This window comes from Pseudomonas acericola (SeqCode) (assembly GCF_053456465.1).
In genome coordinates this window covers 1-23,130 of record NZ_JBRFJB010000003.1, presented here as the reverse complement: position 1 = coordinate 23,130, position 23,130 = coordinate 1, and the positions used below count along the sequence as shown (strand labels likewise).

The following is a 23,130-nucleotide window of genomic DNA, read 5'->3' as shown; positions in this document are numbered from 1 at the left end:
CTCAGACTGAGACCGGCTCGACGTCTTCGGTAAAAAACACCATTTCCGCAACTTCATGGTCAATGTTCGAACGCAGGACATTGATCAGAAGTTCGGGGCTAGTGGCACGTTGCTTCAACTTCTTATCGCTGATGCCACGCTCAACATAGCGTTTCAGCACCCCCCGGCTGAAGTGAAAACCGATGTCACGCGCCGCCTGCCCTTCGTAGGAAAAATTCGCGACCCAGAACGGGCGCCCTGTCGAACTCTCCCTGATTTCGAAGCGTCGAGCCAGCGGATCGTCCAACGCCACCTCGACTACATCAATCATCCATGACTTGTACAGAATCTGCAGATTCTCGGACGAGGGCGGGCGGTTCATTATCATGCGTTTGCGCGACAGACCCGCCTGCTCCTGGAACCTCACGATTTCGTCATACAACATGATGGGCGTGTTTTTGAAGAACTCCAGCAGATCCTGATGCTTGCTCGACGCCGATGGCACTTTCAATGCGTCGATCAACAGGTCTCGTTGATTGATCATTCGCTGCGCATAACCCACCCACTCACTGCGCACCCGGCGTGGCGACATGCGCGCAATGGCCTCAAGCGCGGTGATCTGGGTGAACTGCCGGCCCGCCATGCGCCAGAGGCGATTGGCTTCGCCGCCGATGTCGGCAAGACGTTCATGGGCCGGCACATCCGGCGCAACCACCGGTTGCGGTCGCGGTACCTCCTGCCACACCGGTTCCTTGTCGCTGCCCAAGCGTTTAAATGACCAAACGCTGCGATGGTCGAATGGCTCCAGCACATCGACATACTCCTGCGTCTCTCCCAGCTCAATAACGCTGCGTCGATTGCCAATCACAAGACCTGCAATGACATCATCGATGATCTGCTTTGAGCCACTGGCCGACGCCGGTGAGACCGGGACAGCTTCATACAGCCGATAGGTCGCTATCAGATCCGTCTCGAGGTCTTCGGTCAGGCTGCGCACGAAGCTGCGGTAGGTGCCCATTGCCCACGCGTTGGTGTAAAGCGGATACGGCCCCAACTGATAAGACAGGCGGCTGTTGGCCAAGACCAACGCGTCGAGCACGTCGTTCAGCACACGCAGCTGCTGGCCCAGGCTGAAACGACCAGAGCTGAAGAGTTCGCGCCGGCTCAGCAGTTTCAGGCTGCACAACGAGGTGACCTCTTGAATCAGATCAAGGGTGGCGTCCCGGTAACAGGTGGCGCTGGCATCGAAGCACGTCAGTGCCAGGGTGCGCAGTTGCAATTCTTGCCACTTCAGTGAAACACGCCGTCCAACCCAGGCGGGCGTCCCCAGCGCGGCGACCGCCGTGTCGGCGAGGCGGCCGTGCTGTTTCATTTCTTCAAAACGCACCTCCGCTTCCTGGCAGGCATCGATGGCCTTTTGCTGCAGCGCCACATAGGCGGGCAACTTGGGGCCCACCTGACGCAACGTCGTGGGGGTCAGTACTACATCAGTAAGATTCGACGCGTCAAAGGACACCACCTGGATTTGGTCGTGCATCATCATCACGTTGCGCTTGCCACCGTACAGCGTCACCTGGACACGCCGCGCCTTGACCGCGCCCGCAGAGAACTTGTTCGACAATGCGCTGAAATTACGTACCAGCAATATTTGCCGGCGACGCACCAAGGCATCGAGCAACGTCGTCGCGCACCAGTGGGACGCGTCAGCCTTGAACAGTTCGTCATCAATCAGCGTCCGATTACCGGGTTCGGCAAAGCGGTGGGTAACGCTTTCCAGGGTTTCATTGTCGGTAAACACCAGGCCGTCGAATTGCTTGGTCAGCCTGTCGTACTCAAGATCCAGTTCGGTGCGACGCTGCTCATCGCTGTTCAGTTGGTCAAGGCGCTGTTGCTCAAGCTTCAGGGCCTGCTTCAGGTCTTCCGGCTGCTTGGGTTCGGGGGCAAAGCCCCAAAGCCCCTGGTCTGTGCTGGTCAGTGCAGGGCCTTCACGCGTCGCCATATCATCGCTGACCACCCGCACAATCCCGTCATGCTCTTCGACCTTGAACCAGTCGCCCGCGATATCGGCAAACAGATTGCCGTTGGCGCGATACAGCCCTCGGAAGTTACCGGTGTGAATACGCTGCGCATAGGGCAGCACCCGCACCCGGTACAGGGCCAACTCCGCCTGGCGAATCACCGAGAGGCGGCTGTAGAGACCGCTCCAGGTCTGTTCCAACCCCATATCGCCACGCACCAGCAAGGACGAACCTTGTTCAGTCGGCAACTGCACCGCAGCAGCTCGGCTGGTATTGCCGCCCTCGGATGGCAGCTCCGGCGCTTCCGACCAGTTCATCTCGATGGAACGCTCCAGATCGGTCCCCTGAGAGATCGCCAACAACGTATCCGCCGCCGCCGGCGCTTCAACCGCGGTAGATAGGCGACCGCGGCTCAACAGGATCAAACCGATATTGAGCAACAAATCGACGATCGTGCCCGCCTTGCCTGCGCTCTCACCGGAAGCAAGCTGCGACACATCCTGCGCAATCGCCCACGCCCCAAGCAACCAGCCTGCCGCCGTGCCCACGGGGCCACCATAGAGGCTGAGTATCAATGCCAGCCCCAAGCCGAAGTAACGTTTGACCCAATCCCAAAGCCCTTCCATCCCCTTCAACGTCTGCCGCTGCGGCAGGTCGGACATGGCTTGCACGGCGCTGACGAACAACGCCTCCAAATAGTCGCCCTGCACCACGTCCTGCGCTTGGGTGACGGGGTCGGTCGTCCACACGCTCGCGTTGAAATCCAGCAACTGAAACATCCCAGGGTCTGGCACCGGCAGGTCCGGCACCAGGTAGCGGCTTCGCGCAGGCTCGGTCATCCAGCCCAATACCTGGTATTGCAGAGGCCCGGGTTGGCGTATCGCGTTGAGAATTGCATCCCAGTTGGAAAACTCGATCAGCTTCACCTGCGCCATCGGCCGGTAAAGCAAGTGGCTGCCCGCGCGAATGTCCAACGGCCCAATCACAAACATGTTGCTTACGCAGTCAGGCCCACCGTCACGGGTCTTGAAGGCCAAGGGGCGCAGGACGATGGGTTGTTCATCGACCTTGCGCTGCGCCTCGTCCGACTTCAACACCGCGACCACTGCGTTGTAGGCCCAGCGAGAAAAGGCTTGCGGGTACTTGAGGTGATACTCCAGCGCCAACATCGGCAGTTGCAGGCGCAGTTGCTCGGCAAACCGCGCCTTGCGCCAATTGGCCTGCGCCTGTTCGTGAAAGGTGTCTGTGATCAATTTTGCAAAGCCACCGCCAATGCTGGCACCTGCCACCAGGCTCATGACGTTTTCGATCGTCAACCAGGCCCCGTCGCCCCCAGGTTCGCTCGGGGCCAGGGACAAACGCTCGGGGGCCAACTCGCCGGTTCCCAGCCAGGCCAACCCCGGCATCGTCCACAGCACATGGGTGAGTAACGGCGGCACATGCCAGAAAGGTTTTACCGTACCCGGCCGATCGGGTTCGTCCAGCTGCATCCGCACCTGCAGTGCGTCAAGGTCCAACGCAGGCTCACCCGGGAAATCCTTGGCGATTTGCGCGGACAAGGCACTCTTGGCAAAGGCGTCAAGGGAGGGAATACCTTCGTCGAAGGGCTTCCAGCCAGGTTGGCGCAAGGAGGCTGCGAGGTCGATGGCGTAGCGGGCCATGTCCATCTGTAACTGCGGCGGCGCCCGCAACAGCCAGCCGGGCAACGCGGCACGCAAACGCGCCATGTGCGGCGACTCGATGGGCGCCGTATCAAAATCAACGGTCACCGCCTGCACGGCGCGCTCCAGCACACGCAATTCGCTGTTATAGGGACGGACCAAGGGCAACAGTGCCCGGATGTCGGAAAGTTGCTTGGCAAGAAACGTCAGGCTGAAACTGTGGAAAATATTGGCGTTGGGCGCGTGCAGGCGCCATTGCATAGCGTGGCCGGGAGCCATATCGCTCAATAGATTGACCAGCCACTTACCCAGGTTTTCCAATGAGTCGAACACCTGGATGCCCCTGGCCAACGTGAACAACAACACCGTGGTGGCAGTCCCCCGCTGGCGGACCAGGACCAGGCCGCGCAGCATTTCCAGGTTGACCGCACCGGACTCCCCCCATTGGTCAACGATGTAGGCGCGTGTGCCATTGGCGTACAGTGGGTCGGCCACCACATCGATGACCATGTCCAACTGTTCATGGGTAATGGCGTCGCGGCCGGCGGCCAGGAGCAAGGCATTCTTGAGCACACCGGCCAACCAGATAAAACGCACCGTACCGTTGGCATCCCGTGCCATCCAGTAGTCCACCAGTGCCTCGCGGTAATCCTCAATCAAGGTGGCGCCACGCTCGTTGATCACTTGCTCCAGATCGCTGTTTTGGACATGCAGCGGGATCGGCGCACCGTTGCCAAGTTTATCGACCAGAAACTGGCCCTGGCTGTAATCGACAAACCTCCCGCTGGCGCAGCGCTCAATCAAGGCGTCGGCCACTGTCAGGTTGCTGTAGCCGTCGAGCTTGAAGGCTTTGCCGTCAAAACTGTACAGCGGCTCCATCAGGACGGGCTGATTCTGGTCGATGGTGAGCCAGCGATAACGATCACCCAGGCTGCGATGCAAGGACTTGACCGCTACATCCTGCAAGCTTGGGCACGAAAGAAAGTAACGCCGCAACATTTGCGCCTGGTACAGCGCAGACGAACTGGGAGACAAGGACACTTCGGTGGTCATGGCACGCTTCCTTTAATACAACAGCGCCCCGAAAATCGGGGCGCCAAGGTCGGCCATCAGTGTTCAGACATTGCTGGGTGAGTAGGCGGTAGCTGGCTATTGCACGCCCGCTGACAGGATAAAATGCTCGAATGCTTGTGCCGCGCCTTCTTCGACATTGCTGCCGGTGACCACATTGGCCTGGCGCTTGACCGCCTCTTCGGCCTGCCCCATGGCAATCGACAACCCGGCTACCTGGAACATTGCCGGGTCATTGCCGCCATCGCCAATCGCGACGGTTTGCTCCAGCGCCACCCCCAGGTGCGCGGCCAGTGTCTTCAGCGCTTCGCCCTTGTTGGCGAGCATCGCCGTCACATCCAGGTAAACCGGTTGCGAACGCGAAACTTGGGCCAAACCTTGAACCTTGGGCTGCAACTGCGCTTCCAACTCGATCAGCCGTTGCGTGTTGAGACTGGCGCCGACGATTTTGTCGATTCGGTCCAGATACGGCTCGAAACTCTCCACCACGACCGGCCCGTAGCCCAGGCCATCAGCCTCGCGCTGCACCATCGGCCCAGGAGGGTCGCGGCGCAACCAGTCGCCGTCGGCAAACACCCAGACCTCCACGTCTGGCTCGGCCGACAACAGCGCCAGGGTGACCAGCGCCGCTTCGGCGGGCAGATGATGGGCGACCAGCACGCTGCCGTCGGGATTGATCAGCGTGCCGCCATTGAAGCCCGCCACCGGGATATCGATGCCAAAGGCCTCGACCAGATGCAGCATGGCCCTGGGCGGACGCCCGCTGGCCAGGCTGAAAAACACCCCGGCGGCGCGCAAGGCCCGCACCGCGTCCAGCGTGCGCTGGCTGAGCCGGTGATCCGGGTGCAGCAGCGTGCCGTCCACATCACTGAGGACAAATCGGATGGGATGAATCGCGGCATCACTCATCCGAGTGTGTGCCAAGTGCGGCCATCACGGGCCAGCAACGCATCTGCCGCTGCCGGGCCATCTTCGCCGGCCTTGTAGGCCTCGATCCCGTCATCCTGCTTCCACGCATCAAGAAACGGCTGCACCGCACGCCAGCCGTTTTCGATGTTGTCCGCACGCTGGAACAAGGTCTGGTCGCCGGTCATGCAGTCGTAGATCAGGGTTTCGTACCCGGTCGATGGCTGCATTTCGAAGAAGTCCTTGTAGGCAAAACCCAGCTGGATGTTGGCCATGTCCAGGGTCGGCCCGGGCTTTTTCGCCAACAGGTCGAACCACATGCCTTCATTGGGCTGGATCTGGATTTTCAAGTAAGTAGGCTTGAGTTCATCCACTTCGGTGTCGCGAAACTGCGCATAGGGCGCCGGTTTGAAGCAGATGACGATTTCGGTGTCGCGCACGCTCATGCGCTTGCCGGTGCGCAGGTAGAACGGCACGCCAACCCAGCGCCAGTTGTCGATCATCACTTTGAGGGCGACGAAGGTTTCGGTGCTGCTGTCGGGCGCCACGTTGGCCTCTTCGCGGTAACCCGGCAGCTGCTTGCCGCCAATCTCACCGGCGGTGTATTGCCCACGTACCGAGTTGGCCCGCGCATCCTCCAGGGACCAGGGACGCACCGCGCCGATCACCTTGGCCTTTTCACCGCGCACGGCGTCGGCACCAAAGGCCGCCGGCGGCTCCATGGCCACCATCGCCAGCAACTGGAACAGGTGGTTGGGCACCATGTCGCGCAAGGTGCCGGTTTTTTCGAAGAAATTGCCCCGGGTTTCCACGCCGACGGTTTCGGCGGCGGTGATTTGCACGTGGTCAATGTAATGATTGTTCCAGAACGCTTCGAACAGCACGTTGGAAAAACGGCTGATGAGGATGTTCTGTACGGTTTCCTTGCCCAGGTAATGGTCGATGCGGTAGATCTGCTTCTCGCTCATCACCTTGAGCAGGCTGGCGTTCAACGCTTCGGCGGTGGCGAGGTCGGAGCCGAAGGGCTTTTCGATCACCACACGGCGGAAACCTTCCTCGGTTTCCGCCAGCAAGCCGGCACTGCCCAGGCGCTGCACCACTTCACTGAAGAAGCGCGGTGCAGTGGCCAGGTAGAACACCGCATTGCCCGTACCGCTGTCAGCGATCTTCTGGCCGATGTCGGCATAGGTGCTGTCGTCGAGGAAGTCGCCCTCGACGTAGCTGATGCCTTTGGCCAGCTGGACCCACAATTGTGGGTCCAGGGCGTTGTCGGCATTGCCCTTGACCTTGCTGGCGGCCTCGGTGCGGATGAAGTCTTCGAGCTTCTTGGCAAAGTCCGCGTCACTGATGGCGTTGTGATCAACGCCAACAATACGCAGGCCATCGCCCAGCAACCCATCGCGACTGAGGTTGTACAGCGCCGGCATCAGCAGGCGCTTGACCAGGTCGCCATGGGCGCCAAACAGAAACAGGGTGGTGGCTGGAGCGGGTTCGGCCTTGGACTTCTTGCCGTTAGCGGTCATTTTTTGGAAGTCTCCACATGGCCACCAAAGCCGAAACGCATGGCGGAAAGCATTTTGTCACCGTAGGTGCTCTGCTGGCGCGAGCGGAAACGGGCGAACAGCGAGGTAGACAGTACTGGCACCGGCACGGCTTGTTCCATGGCGGCTTCGATGGTCCAGCGGCCTTCGCCACTGTCGGCCACGGAGCCGGAGTAACCGTCGAGTTTCGGGTCGGTGGCCAGGGCGTCTGCGGTCAGGTCCAGCAACCAGGACGACACCACGCTGCCACGGCGCCAGACTTCGGCGATGTCGGCGACGTTGAGGTCGAAGCGCTGGTCTTCGGGCAGGTTGTCCGAGTTCTTGGTCTTGAGGATGTCAAACCCTTCGGCAAACGCCTGCATCATCCCGTACTCGATGCCGTTGTGGATCATCTTGACGAAGTGCCCGGAACCCGCAGGGCCGGCGTGGATGTAGCCTTGTTCGGCGCGCGGGTCAGCGCTGTCTTTGCGGTCCTTGGTGCGCGGGATGTTGCCCAGGCCTGGGGCCAGGGTCTTGAAGATCGGGTCGAGGCGCTGCACGGTTGCGGTGTCGCCGCCGATCATCATGCAATAGCCACGCTCCAGGCCCCAGACGCCGCCGGAGGTGCCAACGTCGACGTAGTGCAGGCCTTTTTCCGCCAGCGCCTTGCCACGACGCACGTCATCCTTATAGTTGGTGTTGCCGCCGTCGATGATCACATCGCCGGCATCCAGCAGTTCGCTCAGTTCATTGATCGTGTCTTCGGTGGGCGCGCCGGCTGGCAGCATCACCCACACGGCGCGGGGCGTTTGCAGCCCGGCGACCAGAGCCTTGAGATCGGAAACGCCGGTGGCGCCCTCTTCGCTCAAGGTTTTGACAAATGCTTCGTTACGGTCGAAAACAACGGTGGTATGCCCATTGAGCATCAGGCGCCGTGCAATATTCCCGCCCATGCGGCCTAGTCCGATAATCCCCAGTTGCATGTGCTGATGCTCCTAACTACTAAAAAATGTGTGACATAGTTTATAGCGCAATGAGGCTAATGAGGATGAGAACAGCACAGATCCATTCAGTTTCATGACAAAAAAGTAGCCATCGTTTCACCATCACGGCAGCGAAAGTCACACGACCATCAAAAATAAAAAAGTTCCCTTGCCGCAAAAAAGAATTCAGACTTGCTTCCGACTGATGCCGAGAACCTCGAATCAAGCGTTCTGGCACCGCGATCTACCGGCTATTTGCGAGGCAAGCAATGAGCACAGCACAGATGACCCGCCCTCCACAGACCCTCTACGTCACTGTCCGTCGCGATGAGTTGCGCCAGCTGAAGAATGAGCGTGATCAATTGCAGCAGGAAGTCCTGCGCCTGCGCTCGCACCTGCAAGCCCAGCTCGATCAGGCCTCGACCCCGGCGCTAAGCGCCCTGTAAGGCAATCCTTACAAAAAACTCACGAAGTTTTCACACCCCCTTCTCGATACTCCAGCCCCCAAGGGCCACCCCATGCAAGGGTGGCCTCTGTTGCGTGCATTCCTGCGCACAACTGAAAATCACCGGGTTGGAGCGCTGGATGGCGATGTTCAAACGCAGCACTAAGTCTGCGAAAGGCTTTGATTGGGCCGGCCTTGGCTGGCTGTTCCTGTTTTTCTGGTACTTCTCGGGTATTACCCAACTTCTTATCCTGGCGACCGGCACTTCCGGTTTCGCGGGCTTTCGCCAGGCATTCTTCATGAGTGCACTGTGGCTGGCACCGCTGTTGGTGTTCCCACGCTACACCCGTTTGCTCGCCGCCTTGATCGGCGTGGTGCTGTGGGCCTGTTCCATGGCCAGCCTGGGTTACTTCTTCATCTACCAGCAGGAATTTTCCCAAAGCGTCATCTTCATCATGTTCGAGTCGAACATCTCTGAAGCCGGCGAATATGCCACCCAATACTTCGCCTGGTGGATCGTGCTGGCGTTTATTGCCCACACCGCCCTGGCCGTTTTCCTCTGGTCCCGTGTACGCCCGGTGTATTTGCCGCGCGGCCAAGCGCTGGTGGCGGCCGCTGCGATAGTGATCGCGATTGTCGGCTACCCGCTGGTCAAGCAGATCGCCCGCAGCGACACCATGGAAGATGCCATCGACCGCTTCGAAGCGCGTATCGAGCCGGCTGTGCCGTGGCAGATGATCGTCGCCTACCACCGCTACACCCAACAGCTGGACAACATGCAAGGCATGCTCGACAGCGCCAGCCAGATCCCGCCGCTGCGCAACCTCAAAGACACCATGGCCGGCCAACCCTCGACCCTGGTGCTGGTGATCGGCGAGTCAACCAACCGCCAGCGTATGAGCCTCTACGGTTACCCGCGCAACACCACGCCGGAACTGGACAAGTTGCGCGACCAACTGGCGGTGTTCGACAACGTCATCACCCCGCGCCCCTACACCATTGAAGCGCTGCAACAAGTCCTCACTTTTGCTGACGAAGAGAACCCGGACCTGTACCTCAAGACCCCGTCCATTGTCAGCGTGATGAAACAAGCCGGTTACAAGACCTACTGGATCACCAACCAGCAGACCATGACCAAGCGCAACACCATGCTCACCACATTCTCGGAACAGGCCGACGAACAGGTCTACCTCAACAACAACCGCAACCAGAATGCGCGCCAGTACGACGGTGACGTACTGCCACCGTTCGCCAAGGCCCTGGGCGACCCGGCCGAGCGCAAGTTCATCGTGATCCACTTGCTCGGCACGCACATGAGCTACCAGTACCGCTACCCGCCGACCTTCGACAAATTCACCGACCGCCAGGGCGTGCCGGCCGGGGTCAGCGACGATCAATTGCCGACCTACAACAGTTACGACAATGCGGTGCTGTACAACGATTTCGTGGTGTCGAGCCTGATCAAGGATTACGCCAAGACCGACCCCAACGGCTTCCTGCTGTACTTGTCGGACCACGGTGAAGACGTATTCGACTCTGCCGGCCACGCCACGCTCGGGCGTAACGAAGGCAAGCCGACGGCGCCGATGTATACCATTCCCTTCATGGCCTACGCCTCGCCAAAATGGCGCGAGACCCACAACTGGAACTTCGCCGGCGACTTGCAGCGCCCTTACAGCAGCTCGCAGTTGATCCACACCTGGGCCGACCTCGCCGGGCTGAGCTTCGACGAACTGGACCACAGCAAAAGCCTGGTCAGCGACAGCTTCAAGGCGCGCCCACAGATGATCGGCAACCCGTACCTGCGCCAGCAGAAGCCGTTGATTGATTTCAGCTTGATCAAGCCGAAGAAGACCGAACCCACGGATGTGGTGGCTAAGTAATCGCGGGCTTGTAACAAAAAGATAACAATCATTCTCATCTAGCTCTAAAGTTCCTTCGCTCCTTTCGTCTTTGAGCAATGGCCTTTTCTTACCGAGAAGGCCGCAAAGACGACAAGGAGTCTTCCGCGATGTTCGCGCCTTTCACCCGTTCCATGACCCTCACCCTTGGCCTGTCCAGCGTCGTGCTGAGCCCTGGCCTGCTGGCTGAAACCGACCCCGAACCCGCACCGGCCAAGGCCCTGGAGCTGGGCAGCACCAGCATCACCGCCGAAGGCCTCGGCGCTACCACCGAGCACACCGGCGCCTATACCACGGGCTCGATGAGCACCGCCACGCGCCTGAACCTGTCCATCAAGGAAACCCCGCAATCCATCTCGGTGGTGACGCGCCAGCAGATGGATGATTTCAATCTCAATACGTTGACGGACGTACTGCGCCAGACCACGGGCGTTACCGTCCAGCATCTGGACTCGGATCGCGCGGGCTATTCATCCCGCGGCTACGGGATCGATAACTTCCAGATCGACGGCATGCTGAACACCTTCGGGCGCATGAAGTCAGACGCCGACACCATCATCTACGACCGCATTGAAGTGGTCCGTGGCGCCACCGGCCTGACCACCGGCGCCGGCAACCCTTCGGCCACGGTCAACATGATTCGCAAGCGCCCCACCGCCCAGTGGCAAGCCCAGACCGGCGTCAGCGGCGCCAGCCATGACAATTACTACAGCTACCTGGATGTGGGCGGGCCGCTGGCATTTGACGGCCGGCTGCGCGGGCGTACGGTGCTGGCGTACCGTGACAGCAAGTCCTTTCGCGACAACTACGCACTGCAACGGGAAGTCGGCTACGGCATTCTCGAAGGCGACCTGACGGACGACACCGTGGTTGCCGTAGGCTTTGATTACCAGAACAAGCATGTGCAAGGCAGCTCCTGGGGCACCCTGCCCTATTGGAACAGCGACGGCAGCAAGGCGCGGCTCTCACGCTCGGCCAACCTGGCGGCCGATTGGAGCTCCTGGCCGCTCAAGGACAAGACGACCTTCGCCTCCATCGACCACAAACTGTCTGCGGATTGGCGCCTGAAGGCCGCTTACACTCACCGGCAAAGCGACACGGATGGCAAGGTGTACTACGGCGGCTCGGGTTTTCCCAACCCCGATGGCAGCGGCATGACCGCCTGGACCAACCAGATGGTGGGCACGTCGAAAATGGATGTGGTCGATCTGAATCTCAATGGCACCTATTCATTGCTAGGTCGTGAACATGAGTTGATGGTGGGTTACGGCGAATCCGAGCAGCGCGACTCTTCGCCTTACCAGCGTTTTGAAACACCGGATGGGTACGAGAACATCGCAGACTGGAAGCACATGGGCGGCATCGCCAAGTTCCCCGACCGCACCACCAACCTGCAAGGCGAGCACTCGCGCAAGAAACAAAAAGCCGGCTACCTGGCCACGCGCTTGAGCCTCACCGAAAAACTGCACGCGGTACTGGGCAGCCGTTATGGCAGCTGGGACATCGAAAGCGTCTCGCCGGAATATGACGCCAACTTCCAGTTGACCCGCGCGCCAAAAACCCGCCAGACCCACAACGACATGTGGACCCCCTACGCCGGCCTGCTGTACGACATCACGCCGGAGTACACCGTTTATGCCAGCTACACCGACATCTTCAACCCACAAAGCGTGCGTGACGTCAGCAGGAAATACCTGGAGCCCGTGGTGGGCAGCAATTATGAACTCGGCCTGAAAGGCAGCCTGCTCAACGAGCGCCTGAACCTGGCGGCCGCGTATTTCTGGAGCACCCAGGACAACGTCGCCGAACTGGATAATGCCGCAAAACCCGACCCCATCACCCGCGAACAGTTCTACACATCCGGGGGCAAAGGCAGCAAGGTCCAAGGGTTTGAAGCCGAGGTGTCAGGTGAGGTCATGCAGGACTGGAACCTCACGGCGGGCTACAGCTACACCCACTCGCTGAACGGCGATAAACAACGCAGCAATACCAACGTGCCGTTGAACATGCTGAAAGTCTCGACGTCCTATCGCCTGCCCGGCGAATGGCGTGGGCTGACCGTTGGCGGCGCGGTGAACTGGCAGAGCGACTTCTACCAGTTCGCCGATCGCCCAAGCGGCGGCCGGGACACGGAAGGCTACCTGAACACCGAACGCGCCAAGATCACCCAACAGGCCTACACCGTGGTCAACCTGATGTCGCGCTACCAGTTCGACGAGCACGTGTCGGCATCCGTTAACGTAAATAATCTATTTGATAAAAAATATTACGAACGCGTCGGCTTCTACAATGGCGTGTATTGGGGTGACCCGCGCTCTATTACGCTGGCTCTGGATTGGAAACTTTAAATCCTCTTGCCTGCGCAGCCGCGAAACTTAACGAAGTCGTTAATTTTCGCGGCTGCGCACTTAAGATTCACTTAATAAAGCCTGCACATAATCGGCCCCACGAGTCTGATCAAGCGAACAGACGCCAATCAAACACTTTTGGGAATACCGACGATGAAACTCTCTACTTTGATGCTTGCCGGCCTGATGACCCTGACCTCTGCCGCTGCCTTTGCTGAAGGTGGCGCCGAGCGTTCGCGGGAGTTCTATGCCAATTTCAAACTCATGCAAGACCAGCAAAACAGCAAGACCGAACAAACGGCTGCCACCAATGTGAAAAATTCAAAAGCAGTGCCTGCTGTTCAAGACCGCGACGAGCCACAACCAAAAAGTTGATTACCGCGTAACTCCCTTGTCATTCCGCTCCTTTGACCAGGGCAACTTGGCGCCAGATTCTGGCGCCTTTTTTTAAACTTAAATCAACTAACAACTTACAGTGGTTTGTGCCAAAACAGCATGCGCCCGTGTGCGGGATCAAACTTTGAGTCATCAAAACCAAACTTCTTATACGCCGACTGCGCCACTGCGTTGCCTTCAAGCACCTCCAGGGTGATCTTGCAGCAACCGCGCTGCCGGGCGATTTCTTCGACCTTTTGCAGCATTTTCTGGCTCAACCCCAGGCCGCGAAACTGATTCATCACCACCACATCGTGGACGTTGACCAGCGGGCGACAAGCAAAGGTCGAGAATCCTTCGAAACAATTGACCAGCCCCGCCGGCTCGCCGCCGACAAACGCGAGGACGCTGAACGCATGCGCACGCTTGGCCAACTCGCCAGGCAATTGCTGCAACAGATCGGCGGGCAGGCTGTGACCACCGCCCATCGGGTCTTCGGCGTAATGGTTGAGTACCTGGCTGATCGCCTCGGCGTGTACGGGATTGGTATAGCTGGCTTGCAGCACCAGAATGTCCGGGGTGTCCATTGCCTTCCTCGATAGCGACCACACGGGAGTCATCTCCCTTTGAGGCGGACGATTGTAAGCGCGGTGCAGGCGATAGATGAAGGAGATTAACTACAAATTCCCGACTGAAAATACGTAGCTGCTACGCATGAACACGCGTAAACGGCCTACTGCTGGGGATTTTCCTTACACCCCAAACCGCTGCAATTGCATCTCCTGCAAGCGACTCAGCGTGCGGCGAAACGCAAATTCCAGGTAACCCTCGGTGTAAAGGCACTCCAACGGCACCTCGGCCTCGATGAATAACGGCACTTTGCGGTCGTAGCATTCGTCCACCAGGGCAATGAAGCGCCGCACACTGTCATCGTGCACCGATAACTCGGGCAACTCCCGATCACCCGCCTCGACACGCTGGACACCATCTTCGGTGCCGCGCGCAATGCGCCCAGGGCGTTTTTGCGCGCTGAGGTTGGGCACCTCCCCGAGCAGGATGGCGTTAAAACGATCGCACAACTGCATGAAGTCCATCGCCGCCAGAGGTTGTTCACACAGATCGGCGTAGCGGCACCAGAGCACGCTATCACTGGACTGCACGGCAGCAATCGAGCGGTAGCCGACACTGACCGGCCCACTGCGCACGGCCTGCCCCGCAGTCAATTGCTTGAACACTTCGGCCAGCGCATCGGGCCGTTTCACCCAGTAACGCTGTACGCCCTGGCCTGGGTGCAAACGATGATCCTCAGCACCGTCCACCGCCACCACCTGCATATGCTGCTGGATGGCCGCGATACCCGGCAGGAAACGCTCGCGATTAAAGCCGCCCGCGTACAACTGATCGGGCGGCTGGTTGGACGTGCACACCATCACCACGCCTTCCTCGAACATCACCTGGAACAAACGTCCGAGGATGATTGCGTCACCGATATCATTGACGAACAACTCATCAAAGCACAGTACGCGTACCTCCTGCGCCAATTCGCGGGCCAGCGCCTGCAAGGGGTCCTGGATGCCAGTCAGCTGAAACGAACGCTGATGCACCCACCCCATGAAGTGATGAAAGTGCTGGCGCCGCGCAGGCACCCGCAGGCTTTGGTAAAACTGGTCCATCAACCAGGTTTTGCCACGGCCCACCGGCCCCCACAGGTAAACCCCGGTGATCAGTGAACGGCCTTGGTGCAGGGCTTCATGGCAGGCTTGCAGCGCATCCACCGCCCGACGCTGGGCTTCGTCGGCGACGAATCCCTGCTGGGCGATGGCGTGCTGATAGGCCGCGCGGGGTGAGTCAAACGCCATGGGTTTTACGCAAGGCTCTTGCTGACCACCTCGAACACATCGCTCGACAGTTCACCGGAGGCACGAATGCGCTCCAGCTCGGCCTTCATCAGCGCCTGGCGCGCGCTGTCGTATTTGCGCCAGCGGGTCAGCGGCGCCAGTTGGCGCGAGGCGATCTGCGGGTTGAAACCGTTCAACTGGATCACCAGGTCAGCCAGGAAGCGATAACCCGAGCCATCTGCCGCATGGAAGTTGATCAGGTTCTGCCCGGCAAATGCGCCGATCAGTGCGCGCACCTTGTTCGGGTTCTTGAGCGTGAACGCCGGGTGCTCCATCAACGCCTTGACCCGCTCCAGCCCGCCCGGCAACGTGCTGCCGGCCTGGACGCTGAACCACTGGTCCATGACCAATGGGTTGTCCTTGAAGTTCTCGGCAAACACCGCCAGGGCCTGGGCCTTCTCGGCTTCAAACGGCGAATTCACCAGCACCGCCAGCGCCGTCAGGCGCTCGGTCATGTTGTCGCTGGCGTCAAACTGCTCCAGCGCCGCCGCCAACACCTGCGGCTTGCCGCTGAGCATCAAGTAGGACAGTGCAATATTCTGCAAGGCACGACGGGCAAAGTGCTCGGCGGCGGCCACATAAGGGGTTTTCTTCGACAGCTCACGATTGGCCTGGTAACGCTGCCACAAGTCGTCAAACAACTGCTCAGCCAGTTGCTGGCGCGCGAACTCTCGTGCGGTATGGATGGCATCGACGTCCGCCACGTCGCTGATTTCGGTCAGGTAGGCTTCGCCCGGCAACGAGAGCATTTCCGCAACCATCGCCTGATCCAGCGTTGCGTCACGCAGCACGGTACGCAACGCGTCGACAAGACGTTGATCCAGCGCGAGCGGCTGGCCCGCCTGATGCTGGCCGATCAACTCCTGCAACACCTGCACCGCCAGTTGCTGACCCGCATCCCAGCGGTTGAAACCGTCGCTGTCGTGCTGCATCAGGAACATCAGTTGGTCACGGCTATACGGGAAGCTCAGCTTCACTGGCGCCGAGAAACCGCGCAGCAGCGACGGCAATGGCTGCTCAGCGATATCAACGAAGGTGAAGGTTTGCTCGGCTTCGGTCACCGAGATCACGCGGGATGTGTCGCCCGCAGTGGCTTCACCGGCCAGGCGCAAAGGAATACCTGCGCCCTTCCCGTCCAGCAGGCCCAACGCCACAGGGATCACGAACGGCAGTTTTTCAACTTTATCCGGGGTGGCCGGGCAGCTCTGGCGGAAAGTGAGGCTGTAGGTTTTTGCCGCAGCATCGTAGGACTCGCTGACCGCCAAGCGTGGCGTGCCAGCCTGGCTGTACCAGCGCTTGAACTGAGTCAGGTCGGCGCCATTCGCATCTTCCATGGCCTTGATAAAGTCGTCGCAGGTCACGGCCTGGCCGTCATGGCGTTCGAAGTACAGGTCGCTGCCTTTGCGGAAACCTTCGGCGCCGAGCAAGGTGTGAATCATGCCGACCACTTCCGAACCCTTTTCGTACACGGTCAGGGTGTAGAAGTTGGAGATCTCGATAAAGCTGTCCGGGCGCACCGCGTGGGCCATCGGGCCGGCATCTTCAGCGAACTGGTGGGTGCGCAGGTACGCCACGTCCTGGATGCGCTTGACCGTGGCCGAGTTCATGTCGGCCGAGAATTGCGAGTCACGGTAGACGGTGAAGCCTTCCTTGAGCGACAGCTGGAACCAATCGCGGCAAGTCACGCGGTTGCCCGACCAGTTGTGGAAGTACTCGTGGGCGACGATGGCCTCGACGCGCTGGTGCGCAGCGTCGGTGGCGGTCTCGGCGCGGGCCAGCACGGCGCTGGAGTTGAAGATATTGAGGCCCTTGTTTTCCATGGCGCCCATGTTGAAGTCGCTCACGGCAACGATCATGAAGATGTCGAGATCGTACTCACGGCCGTAGGTTTCTTCGTCCCAGCGCATGGATTTTTTCAGGCTGGTCATGGCGTGCTGGCACTTGTCGATGTTTTCCGGCTCGACGTAGATGCGCAGCGCGACTTCGCGGTTGGTCATGGTGGTGAAGCTATCTTCCACGCACCACAAGTCACCGGCCACCAGCGCGAACAGGTACGCCGGTTTCTTGAACGGGTCTTCCCAGGTCGCCCAGTGGCGGCCGTCTTCGCCAGGCCCGCTGGCAATCGGGTTGCCGTTGGACAGGAGCACCGGGTAGCTGTGCTGCTCGGCGATCACCGTGGTGGTGAAGGTGCTCATCACGTCCGGGCGGTCGAGGTAGTAGGTGATCTTGCGGAAACCTTCGGCTTCGCACTGGGTGCAGAACATGCCGCTGGATTTGTACAGGCCTTCCAGGGCGGTGTTGGTTTCCGGGTGGATCTTGACCGTGGTGTCGAGGGTGAACGTTGCACTTTTCGGCTGCACGGTCAGGTGGCTGTCGCTCAACTGGTAATCAGCGGCCGTCAGTTCCTGGTCCGCCAGGTTCACGCTCAACAGCTCAAGTTGCTGGCCATCCAGCACCAACGGCGGCAAACCAGCGCCGCGCTCAGGGTTGCGGCGCATCACCAGCTGCGCGTGGACCAGGCTGTGGTCCTCGAACAACTCGAAGGTCAGGTGGGTCTCGTCGATCAGGTAGTCCGGCGCCTGATAGTCCTTGAGGTAAATCATCTTCGGTTGTTCGGTGCGCATGCTTGCAATCCTTCTACTGATGCACGGCGAGCTGGTAGGCCGTGTATTTGCGGATATTGATAACGCCGGTGTCGAAGATCAGGTATTGGCCCTTGATCCCCAGCAGCGTGCCTTCGGCAATCGGGTTCTTGTCCAGATTGAAGCTGACAATCTTGGCGGGATATTGCTCCACCGGGTAGCGGATTTCTATCGGCTCGATGTCGGTCACTGGTTGGATGGCTTGTAGGCCGAAGCGGTCCTGCAACGCGCTGATACCTTCGGCGCAGGACGCGAACAGTTCATCGCGCACGTGCTTGAGGTCCACCGCCGCAGCATCGCCCTTGAGCAGCGCGCGCCAGTTGGTCTTGTCGGCCACTTGGCTGCGAAACACATCTTCGACGAAGCCGGACTGCTGGCGCGTGGCCACGCGCATGATCGGCAGCGCCTGGCTGGCGCCCTGGTCCAGCCAGCGGGTCGGCAGCTGGGTGGCGCGGGTGATGCCGACCTTGATCCCCGACGAATTGGCCAGGTAGACCACGTGGTCGGTCATGCAGAACTTTTCGCCCCAACCCGGCTCACGGCAGGTGCCGGCGTCGTAATGGCAACGCTCGGGGCTCATGATGCACAGGTCACACTGGGCCAGCTTGGTCATGCAGGGATAGCAATACCCCTGGCTGAAGCTGGTCTTGGTCTTGCGGCCGCAATGGCTGCAATGGATGGCGCCGAGGTATTCCAGGCGGATATGGCTGCCGATCAACGGGTTGACCGGCACCTCGACATCGCCCAGGCGAAACGCGTACTGAACGGTCGGCTCACCGAGTTGCGCCGACATTTTGCTGACTGCACCGCGACCAATTTCAATCAATGGATCGCATCCGACTTGAACAGGATGTTCGCCACCGGCTCGGACTTGGACGCACACTCCTGCGGGCCCATGTAGCCAGTACGCTGGTCTTCCGGCAGATTCTGGATTTCCCAGGCAATCATCGCCTGCAACGACAGTTCACGCTGCTCGGCGCTGAGCTTGCGGCCATCGGACCATTTGCCGATTTCCACGGCGAGCTTGAGGCTCTCGTAGATGTCCGGGGTGATGTTTTCGATCATTTCAGCAAAAGAGGACATAAGCTCTTCCTTATCAAATAGAAGCTTTGCGACGGTTGTACAAACCGCCCAGCAAACCTGTGAGGCAACCGATAGCCAGGCCACCGACATGGGCCGCGTTGGCGATTTCGCCGAAGCCGATCATCGAGACCAGGCCCGACAGGCACAGCACCAACCACACCAGCATCATCACCAGCACCCCACGGGGCAGGCGGTAGGCCGGGTTTGGCGAGAGCAATTGAAAGATCCAGCAATGCCCGAGCAAGCCATACAACACGCCGGACAAACCGCCGAACAGGCCAGGGCCGCCATAAGCGTACTGAGCGTAGTTGGAGACCAGGCTGAACAACAGGGTCAGGCCCAGCAGGTTGATGCTGCCCTGGCGCACTTCGATGCGCCGGCCCAGCTCCCAGTACCACATGCCGTTCATGGCCAGGTGCAGGATGCCGAAGTGGATCAGCATCGGCGTGACCAACCGCCACCATTGGCCCGATGCCAGGGTGTCGGCCAGCGGCGTGAACTGGATGTACTCGCCCATGATGCGAAACGGCAGGAAGGTCAGCCAGGCCATGGCTTGCAGGTTGTCACCGAGCAAGGTCACGGCGCCGACGATGATGCTCGCCAGCAACACCAGCGCCGTCACCGGGCTGTGGCGTACCTGCTGCACAAAACTTGGGCGAGTCACCGGCGCTTGCGGCTGCTCGGGAATGTCCAACTGCTGGTCCGGGTCACCGGCGGGAAAGCGCTGATACAGCACGCGCACGTCGTCGCTGATGGTCTCGGGCACCCACAGCACTTGCTCACCCGCTTCCTCGCTGACGCGATGGGGCACTTGCATGCGCTGCAACAGTTGGACGAAACCGCCCAAATCGACGCTCAGGGGCAAGCGCAATACAGCCACGGTACTCATTGGATAACCTCAGGGCGCTCAACGTCGACCCATACAAATTTGTTCGGGTCCAGGCGGGTTTCCTGGTCCAGGCGATAAGCCACCAGCTTGCCGTACAGCACAGCGCTGTAGTCCAGGCAGGCCAGGTTCTCGCGGATGGGTGCCGGTTTACCGCTGCGCCAGTAATGGCCGACGAACAACAGCGGTTCATCGACGCCGTAGCGCAACAAGGAATTTTTTTCGGTGGATGACAACGGCGTACGCGCCACCGGGTCAGGCAGCGCGTCGGGCTGGAACACGATGTCGCCGTAGGTTTTCGGGTCGTCTTCCCAGAACTTGGTGCGGAAGAACGAGCGCGTCAGCCCGTCGCCGCCGGTCAGCGTCAAACCATCCGGCAGGCGCATATCGGTGCCGCGCAGCAAGCGGTCAAAGGCGTTGCAGGCAAAACTGCCAGGCACGGCGGCGGCCTGCAGGAAGTGCGGGTCAATGCAGCCGTCCGGGAATGTCGCACGTAGCGGCGCGATAAAGCCGTCATCCCAGCACGCATGCACCACGCGAAAACGCCCGGCATCAACAAACAACGGCATGTCGTAGAACCAGCCGAGGAAGTCGTGCCAGTCGGCCGGGTGGTGCTCGAACTGGGTCAGGGTTTCGTGGATCAACCGCGCATGCCGTGGGTTGTGCTCACGCACAAACTGTTTGCCACTGCCCGGTGGCGCGAGCGTGGTCCAACCGAGGGCGTTGAACTCGTGGTTACCCATGATGCACAGCGCCTGCCCGGCCTCGGCCATGTCGTGGACGATATGCAGCGCCTCACGAATGCGCGGGCCACGGTCGATGATATCGCCGAGGAACACCGCCATCCGCGACTTATGCCGCCAGACACCGCCGATCTTCTGGTAACCCATTTGGTCGAGCAAGTGCTCAAGGGTATGAGCGCAACCGTGCACGTCACCAATCAGGTCGTAGCTACGCGCGGGATCGAGCATCAGTCGCCTCCACCCCCCAAGCGGCTGCCCCAGCCCAGCTTGGTGCGGCACACTTCGTAGTAGTTGTGGTCCAGCGGGTGGATCAGCCGCAGCTTCTGCGCCTTTTTGCTCACGGTGATGGTGTCACCGGGGGCGCAGGTGAAATGGTTCTGCCCGTCACAGGACACCTGCGGGTAGATCTGCATGTCTTTGGACACCACGATTTTCAGCTCACTGTTGCCATCGACCACGATGGGCCGGCTGGACAACATATGGGGGTACATCGGCACGATCACAATGGCATCCAGCTTGGGATGCATGATCGGCCCACCGGCCGACAGCGCGTAGGCGGTGGAGCCGGTCGGCGTGGCGACGATCAGGCCGTCAGCCTTCTGGCTGCAGACGAACTGACCGTCGATATACAGCTCGAACTCGATCATCCGCGTGGACTTGCCAGGGTGCAGCACCACGTCATTGAGGGCGTCGCCCTGGCCGATGGCTTCACCGTGGCGGCGCACTTCGGCCTGCAGCAGGAAGCGGTTTTCCACCAGGTAATGGCCGTCGAGCACCTTGGCCACTTCGACTTCCAGCTCGTCCGGGCGAATATCGGTGAGAAACCCCAGGCTGCCACGGTTGATCCCCAGCACCGGTACGTTGTGCCGCGCCAACGCACGGGCGGCACCGAGCAGGCTACCGTCGCCGCCGACCACGATGACCATGTCGCAGACTTCGCCGAGCATCTTGCGCGACGAGGTTTGCAGGCCATGGCCCGGGAGGATTTCGGCGATGGTGTCTTCGAGGATCACGTGCAGGTGGCGTTCCAGCAGGAATTTTTTCAGCCGGCGGACGGTGTCCAACACCTGGGTACTGCCCAGGCGACCGATAATGCCGATATTGCGAAATTGCTCCATGGGGCTCCTGCGGGATGTGCGGTGTGGCGGAAAACCGCGATTATGGGCGAAAGGCCGCCCCAGGCAAAACCCTTTGTCGCCGCGAAGCCTTGATGACAATGGTTCTCATCCATCTGTAAGACACTTAAGCGGCTATGCTCGGACCATGACTGTGTTCCCGGATCTGCACAACCTGCCCCGCCAGTTGCGCCACCCTGAGGTGCGCGACCTCGCGTGGGTGATGCTCGCCCCGCCGATGCTCGCGCAGACACCGTGGCCGCAACGCCATCCGTTGGCGGGCAGCGATTGGGTACAGGCGCCCGATTTGCTTGAGCGTTGGCTACGTAACCTCGATCAAGACAGCCGCGCCTTGCAACACTGGCTGAGCCTGTCCCGCACCCGGCGCCTGGGCCTGTATTACGAGCGGTTGTGGCAATTCGCCGTACAGCATGCGCCGGGCGTGGAACTGCTGGCCGCCAACCTGCCCATCCGCCGTGGCGGGCATACCCTCGGTGAGCTGGATATGCTCCTGCGCGACCGTGACGGCGTGCATCACCTGGAGCTGGCGATCAAACTCTACCTCGGGCCGCAGGACGGCAACGGCCAGGACAGCGCGTTGTGGCTGGGGCCTGGGTGCCATGACCGGCTGGACCGCAAGCTCGCGCATCTGGCCCAGCATCAGTTGCCGATCTCTGCACGCCCGGAAAGCCGCGAAGCACTGGCCGCGCTGGATATCCAGCAGTTCGAAGCACATTTATGGCTGGGCGGGTATTTGCTCTACCCCTGGCCCGGCCTGGCCCAAGCCCCGGTTGGTGCCCATCCGCAGCACCTGCGTGGCCGCTGGCTGCATCAACGGGATTGGCCAGACTTTGTCAACGCCAACGCGCCAGGCCGCTGGCAACCCCTACCCCGCCATGCTTGGCTGGCGCCGGCGCACTATGGTGCGAGTGATGTGTGGAGTGAAGCGCAGATGCAAGGCTGGCTGGCAGCACTTGAGCCGATGGCGCCGGCGCAGTTGTTGGTGCGGATGGTGCAGGTGGGTGGGGATTGGGAAGAGGCGGAGCGGTTGTTTTTGGTGGCGGATCTGTGGCCGGATGTGCCGGGCAATAGCTAGCCTCATCATCAGGCTACCCCCACTCCAGGTTCGAAAAGACTGCCCGCCGCTCGCAACATGGCGCTGGTCTGCTCAATGCGCTGCCTCAAGTCATCCTGGACAATCTGTTGCTTCAATTCGCCCGCTACCTGGCCGATATGCGTGGTGGGCTGCAGCACCTTCTCGGCATCCGGCAGGAACGGCACCACAACACCCCGCGCCTTGTCGATGACCTGATAACCAATAGTCGCGCCACCGATTCCAGCAGCCAATCCACCCAGCCCACCCACTGCACCTTTGCGCTTGATACCGTACACCGTCGCGCCGGCGATCATCGCGATACCCAACACCCGTCCGGCCACCACCACAGGCGACAGCGCGCGGCTGTTGTCGTTGCCAAAATAGGTCATGCGGTAGAAAAAATAGCCTGCCCACAGCTCGCGCGTATCAAGCGCGTCGTGCATGAACCACGCACGTGAGT

At 60.4% G+C, this 23,130-nt stretch carries 18 protein-coding genes; 5 read left to right on the top strand and 13 right to left on the bottom strand.

What is annotated here, in order from left to right; genetic code table 11:
• Position 1 precedes the first annotated feature (1 nt).
• The 4 genes from ACU688_RS12110 to gnd form a co-directional block, all read right to left on the bottom strand.
• Positions 2 to 4,711 carry a dermonecrotic toxin domain-containing protein gene (locus ACU688_RS12110; protein ID WP_448184880.1) on the bottom strand — a complete coding sequence of 1,570 codons (4,710 nt, stop codon included), beginning with the start codon at positions 4,709 to 4,711 and terminating at the stop codon, positions 2 to 4.
• A gap of 96 nt (positions 4,712 to 4,807) precedes the next feature.
• Positions 4,808 to 5,638 carry an HAD family hydrolase gene (locus tag ACU688_RS12105; RefSeq protein ID WP_448184879.1) on the bottom strand — a complete coding sequence of 277 codons (831 nt, stop codon included), beginning with the start codon at positions 5,636 to 5,638 and terminating at the stop codon, positions 4,808 to 4,810.
• Entirely contained in the window at positions 5,635 to 7,158 is a 1,524-nt protein-coding gene (zwf, locus tag ACU688_RS12100) for a glucose-6-phosphate dehydrogenase (protein WP_448184878.1), read from the bottom strand. The genes ACU688_RS12105 and zwf overlap by 4 nt, the downstream gene beginning before the upstream one ends.
• Positions 7,155 to 8,138, bottom strand: coding sequence for a phosphogluconate dehydrogenase (NAD(+)-dependent, decarboxylating) (gene gnd / locus ACU688_RS12095; RefSeq protein ID WP_448184877.1), 984 nt, complete (start codon positions 8,136 to 8,138; stop codon positions 7,155 to 7,157). The genes zwf and gnd overlap by 4 nt, the downstream gene beginning before the upstream one ends.
• Before the next feature lie 269 nt (positions 8,139 to 8,407).
• Between gnd and ACU688_RS12090 the strand changes: the two genes are divergently transcribed.
• From ACU688_RS12090 to ACU688_RS12075, 4 genes are all read left to right on the top strand, one after another.
• Positions 8,408 to 8,584: a DUF6026 family protein gene (locus ACU688_RS12090; protein WP_448184876.1), complete on the top strand. Its 177-nt coding sequence runs from the start codon at positions 8,408 to 8,410 to the stop codon at positions 8,582 to 8,584.
• A 139-nt stretch (positions 8,585 to 8,723) separates the two neighbouring features.
• Positions 8,724 to 10,466, top strand: coding sequence for a phosphoethanolamine transferase CptA (locus ACU688_RS12085; protein ID WP_448185579.1), 1,743 nt, complete (start codon positions 8,724 to 8,726; stop codon positions 10,464 to 10,466).
• A 128-nt stretch (positions 10,467 to 10,594) separates the two neighbouring features.
• Complete coding sequence (locus tag ACU688_RS12080; RefSeq protein WP_448184875.1) at positions 10,595 to 12,832, top strand: TonB-dependent siderophore receptor; 2,238 nt, start codon at positions 10,595 to 10,597, stop codon at positions 12,830 to 12,832.
• A 153-nt stretch (positions 12,833 to 12,985) separates the two neighbouring features.
• Positions 12,986 to 13,207, top strand: coding sequence for a hypothetical protein (locus ACU688_RS12075; protein WP_448184874.1), 222 nt, complete (start codon positions 12,986 to 12,988; stop codon positions 13,205 to 13,207).
• A gap of 95 nt (positions 13,208 to 13,302) precedes the next feature.
• Here the strand turns inward: ACU688_RS12075 and ACU688_RS12070 are convergent, their stop codons facing one another.
• The 8 genes from ACU688_RS12070 to ACU688_RS12035 all read right to left on the bottom strand — a co-directional run bounded on the left by ACU688_RS12070 (position 13,303) and on the right by ACU688_RS12035 (position 21,577).
• Positions 13,303 to 13,794, bottom strand: a complete 492-nt coding sequence (locus tag ACU688_RS12070; protein WP_448184873.1) for a GNAT family N-acetyltransferase — start codon at positions 13,792 to 13,794, stop codon at positions 13,303 to 13,305.
• Positions 13,795 to 13,959: 165 nt separating this feature from the next.
• The gene (gene zapE / locus ACU688_RS12065) at positions 13,960 to 15,066 is read right to left on the bottom strand and encodes a cell division protein ZapE (protein ID WP_448184872.1); all 1,107 of its coding nucleotides are present in this window, start codon (positions 15,064 to 15,066) and stop codon (positions 13,960 to 13,962) included.
• Positions 15,067 to 15,071: 5 nt separating this feature from the next.
• Positions 15,072 to 17,729 (bottom strand): aminopeptidase N, encoded by a 2,658-nt coding sequence (pepN, locus tag ACU688_RS12060; RefSeq protein WP_448184871.1) that lies wholly within the window; start codon positions 17,727 to 17,729, stop codon positions 15,072 to 15,074.
• Positions 17,730 to 17,742: 13 nt separating this feature from the next.
• Entirely contained in the window at positions 17,743 to 18,573 is an 831-nt protein-coding gene (locus tag ACU688_RS12055) for a DUF2797 domain-containing protein (protein ID WP_124529685.1), read from the bottom strand.
• On the bottom strand, positions 18,570 to 18,830 hold the full coding sequence (locus tag ACU688_RS12050; protein WP_124529683.1) for a YeaC family protein: 261 nt from the start codon (positions 18,828 to 18,830) through the stop codon (positions 18,570 to 18,572). The genes ACU688_RS12055 and ACU688_RS12050 overlap by 4 nt, the downstream gene beginning before the upstream one ends.
• 13 nt (positions 18,831 to 18,843) lie before the next feature.
• Complete coding sequence (locus tag ACU688_RS12045; RefSeq protein ID WP_448184870.1) at positions 18,844 to 19,719, bottom strand: rhomboid family intramembrane serine protease; 876 nt, start codon at positions 19,717 to 19,719, stop codon at positions 18,844 to 18,846.
• Positions 19,716 to 20,687, bottom strand: coding sequence for a metallophosphoesterase (locus ACU688_RS12040; RefSeq protein ID WP_448184869.1), 972 nt, complete (start codon positions 20,685 to 20,687; stop codon positions 19,716 to 19,718). Before ACU688_RS12040 ends, ACU688_RS12045 begins: the two co-directional genes overlap by 4 nt.
• Positions 20,687 to 21,577, bottom strand: a complete 891-nt coding sequence (locus ACU688_RS12035) for an NAD(+) kinase (protein WP_003217892.1) — start codon at positions 21,575 to 21,577, stop codon at positions 20,687 to 20,689. The genes ACU688_RS12040 and ACU688_RS12035 overlap by 1 nt, the downstream gene beginning before the upstream one ends.
• A 145-nt stretch (positions 21,578 to 21,722) precedes the next feature.
• Here ACU688_RS12035 and ACU688_RS12030 point away from each other — a divergent pair, with 145 nt between their 5' ends.
• Positions 21,723 to 22,670, top strand: a complete 948-nt coding sequence (locus tag ACU688_RS12030) for a DUF1853 family protein (protein WP_448184868.1) — start codon at positions 21,723 to 21,725, stop codon at positions 22,668 to 22,670.
• Positions 22,671 to 22,678: 8 nt separating this feature from the next.
• Here ACU688_RS12030 and ACU688_RS12025 read toward each other — a convergent pair.
• On the bottom strand, positions 22,679 to 23,130 hold a 452-nt coding region (locus ACU688_RS12025; protein WP_448184867.1), incomplete at its 5' end, for a T6SS phospholipase effector Tle1-like catalytic domain-containing protein.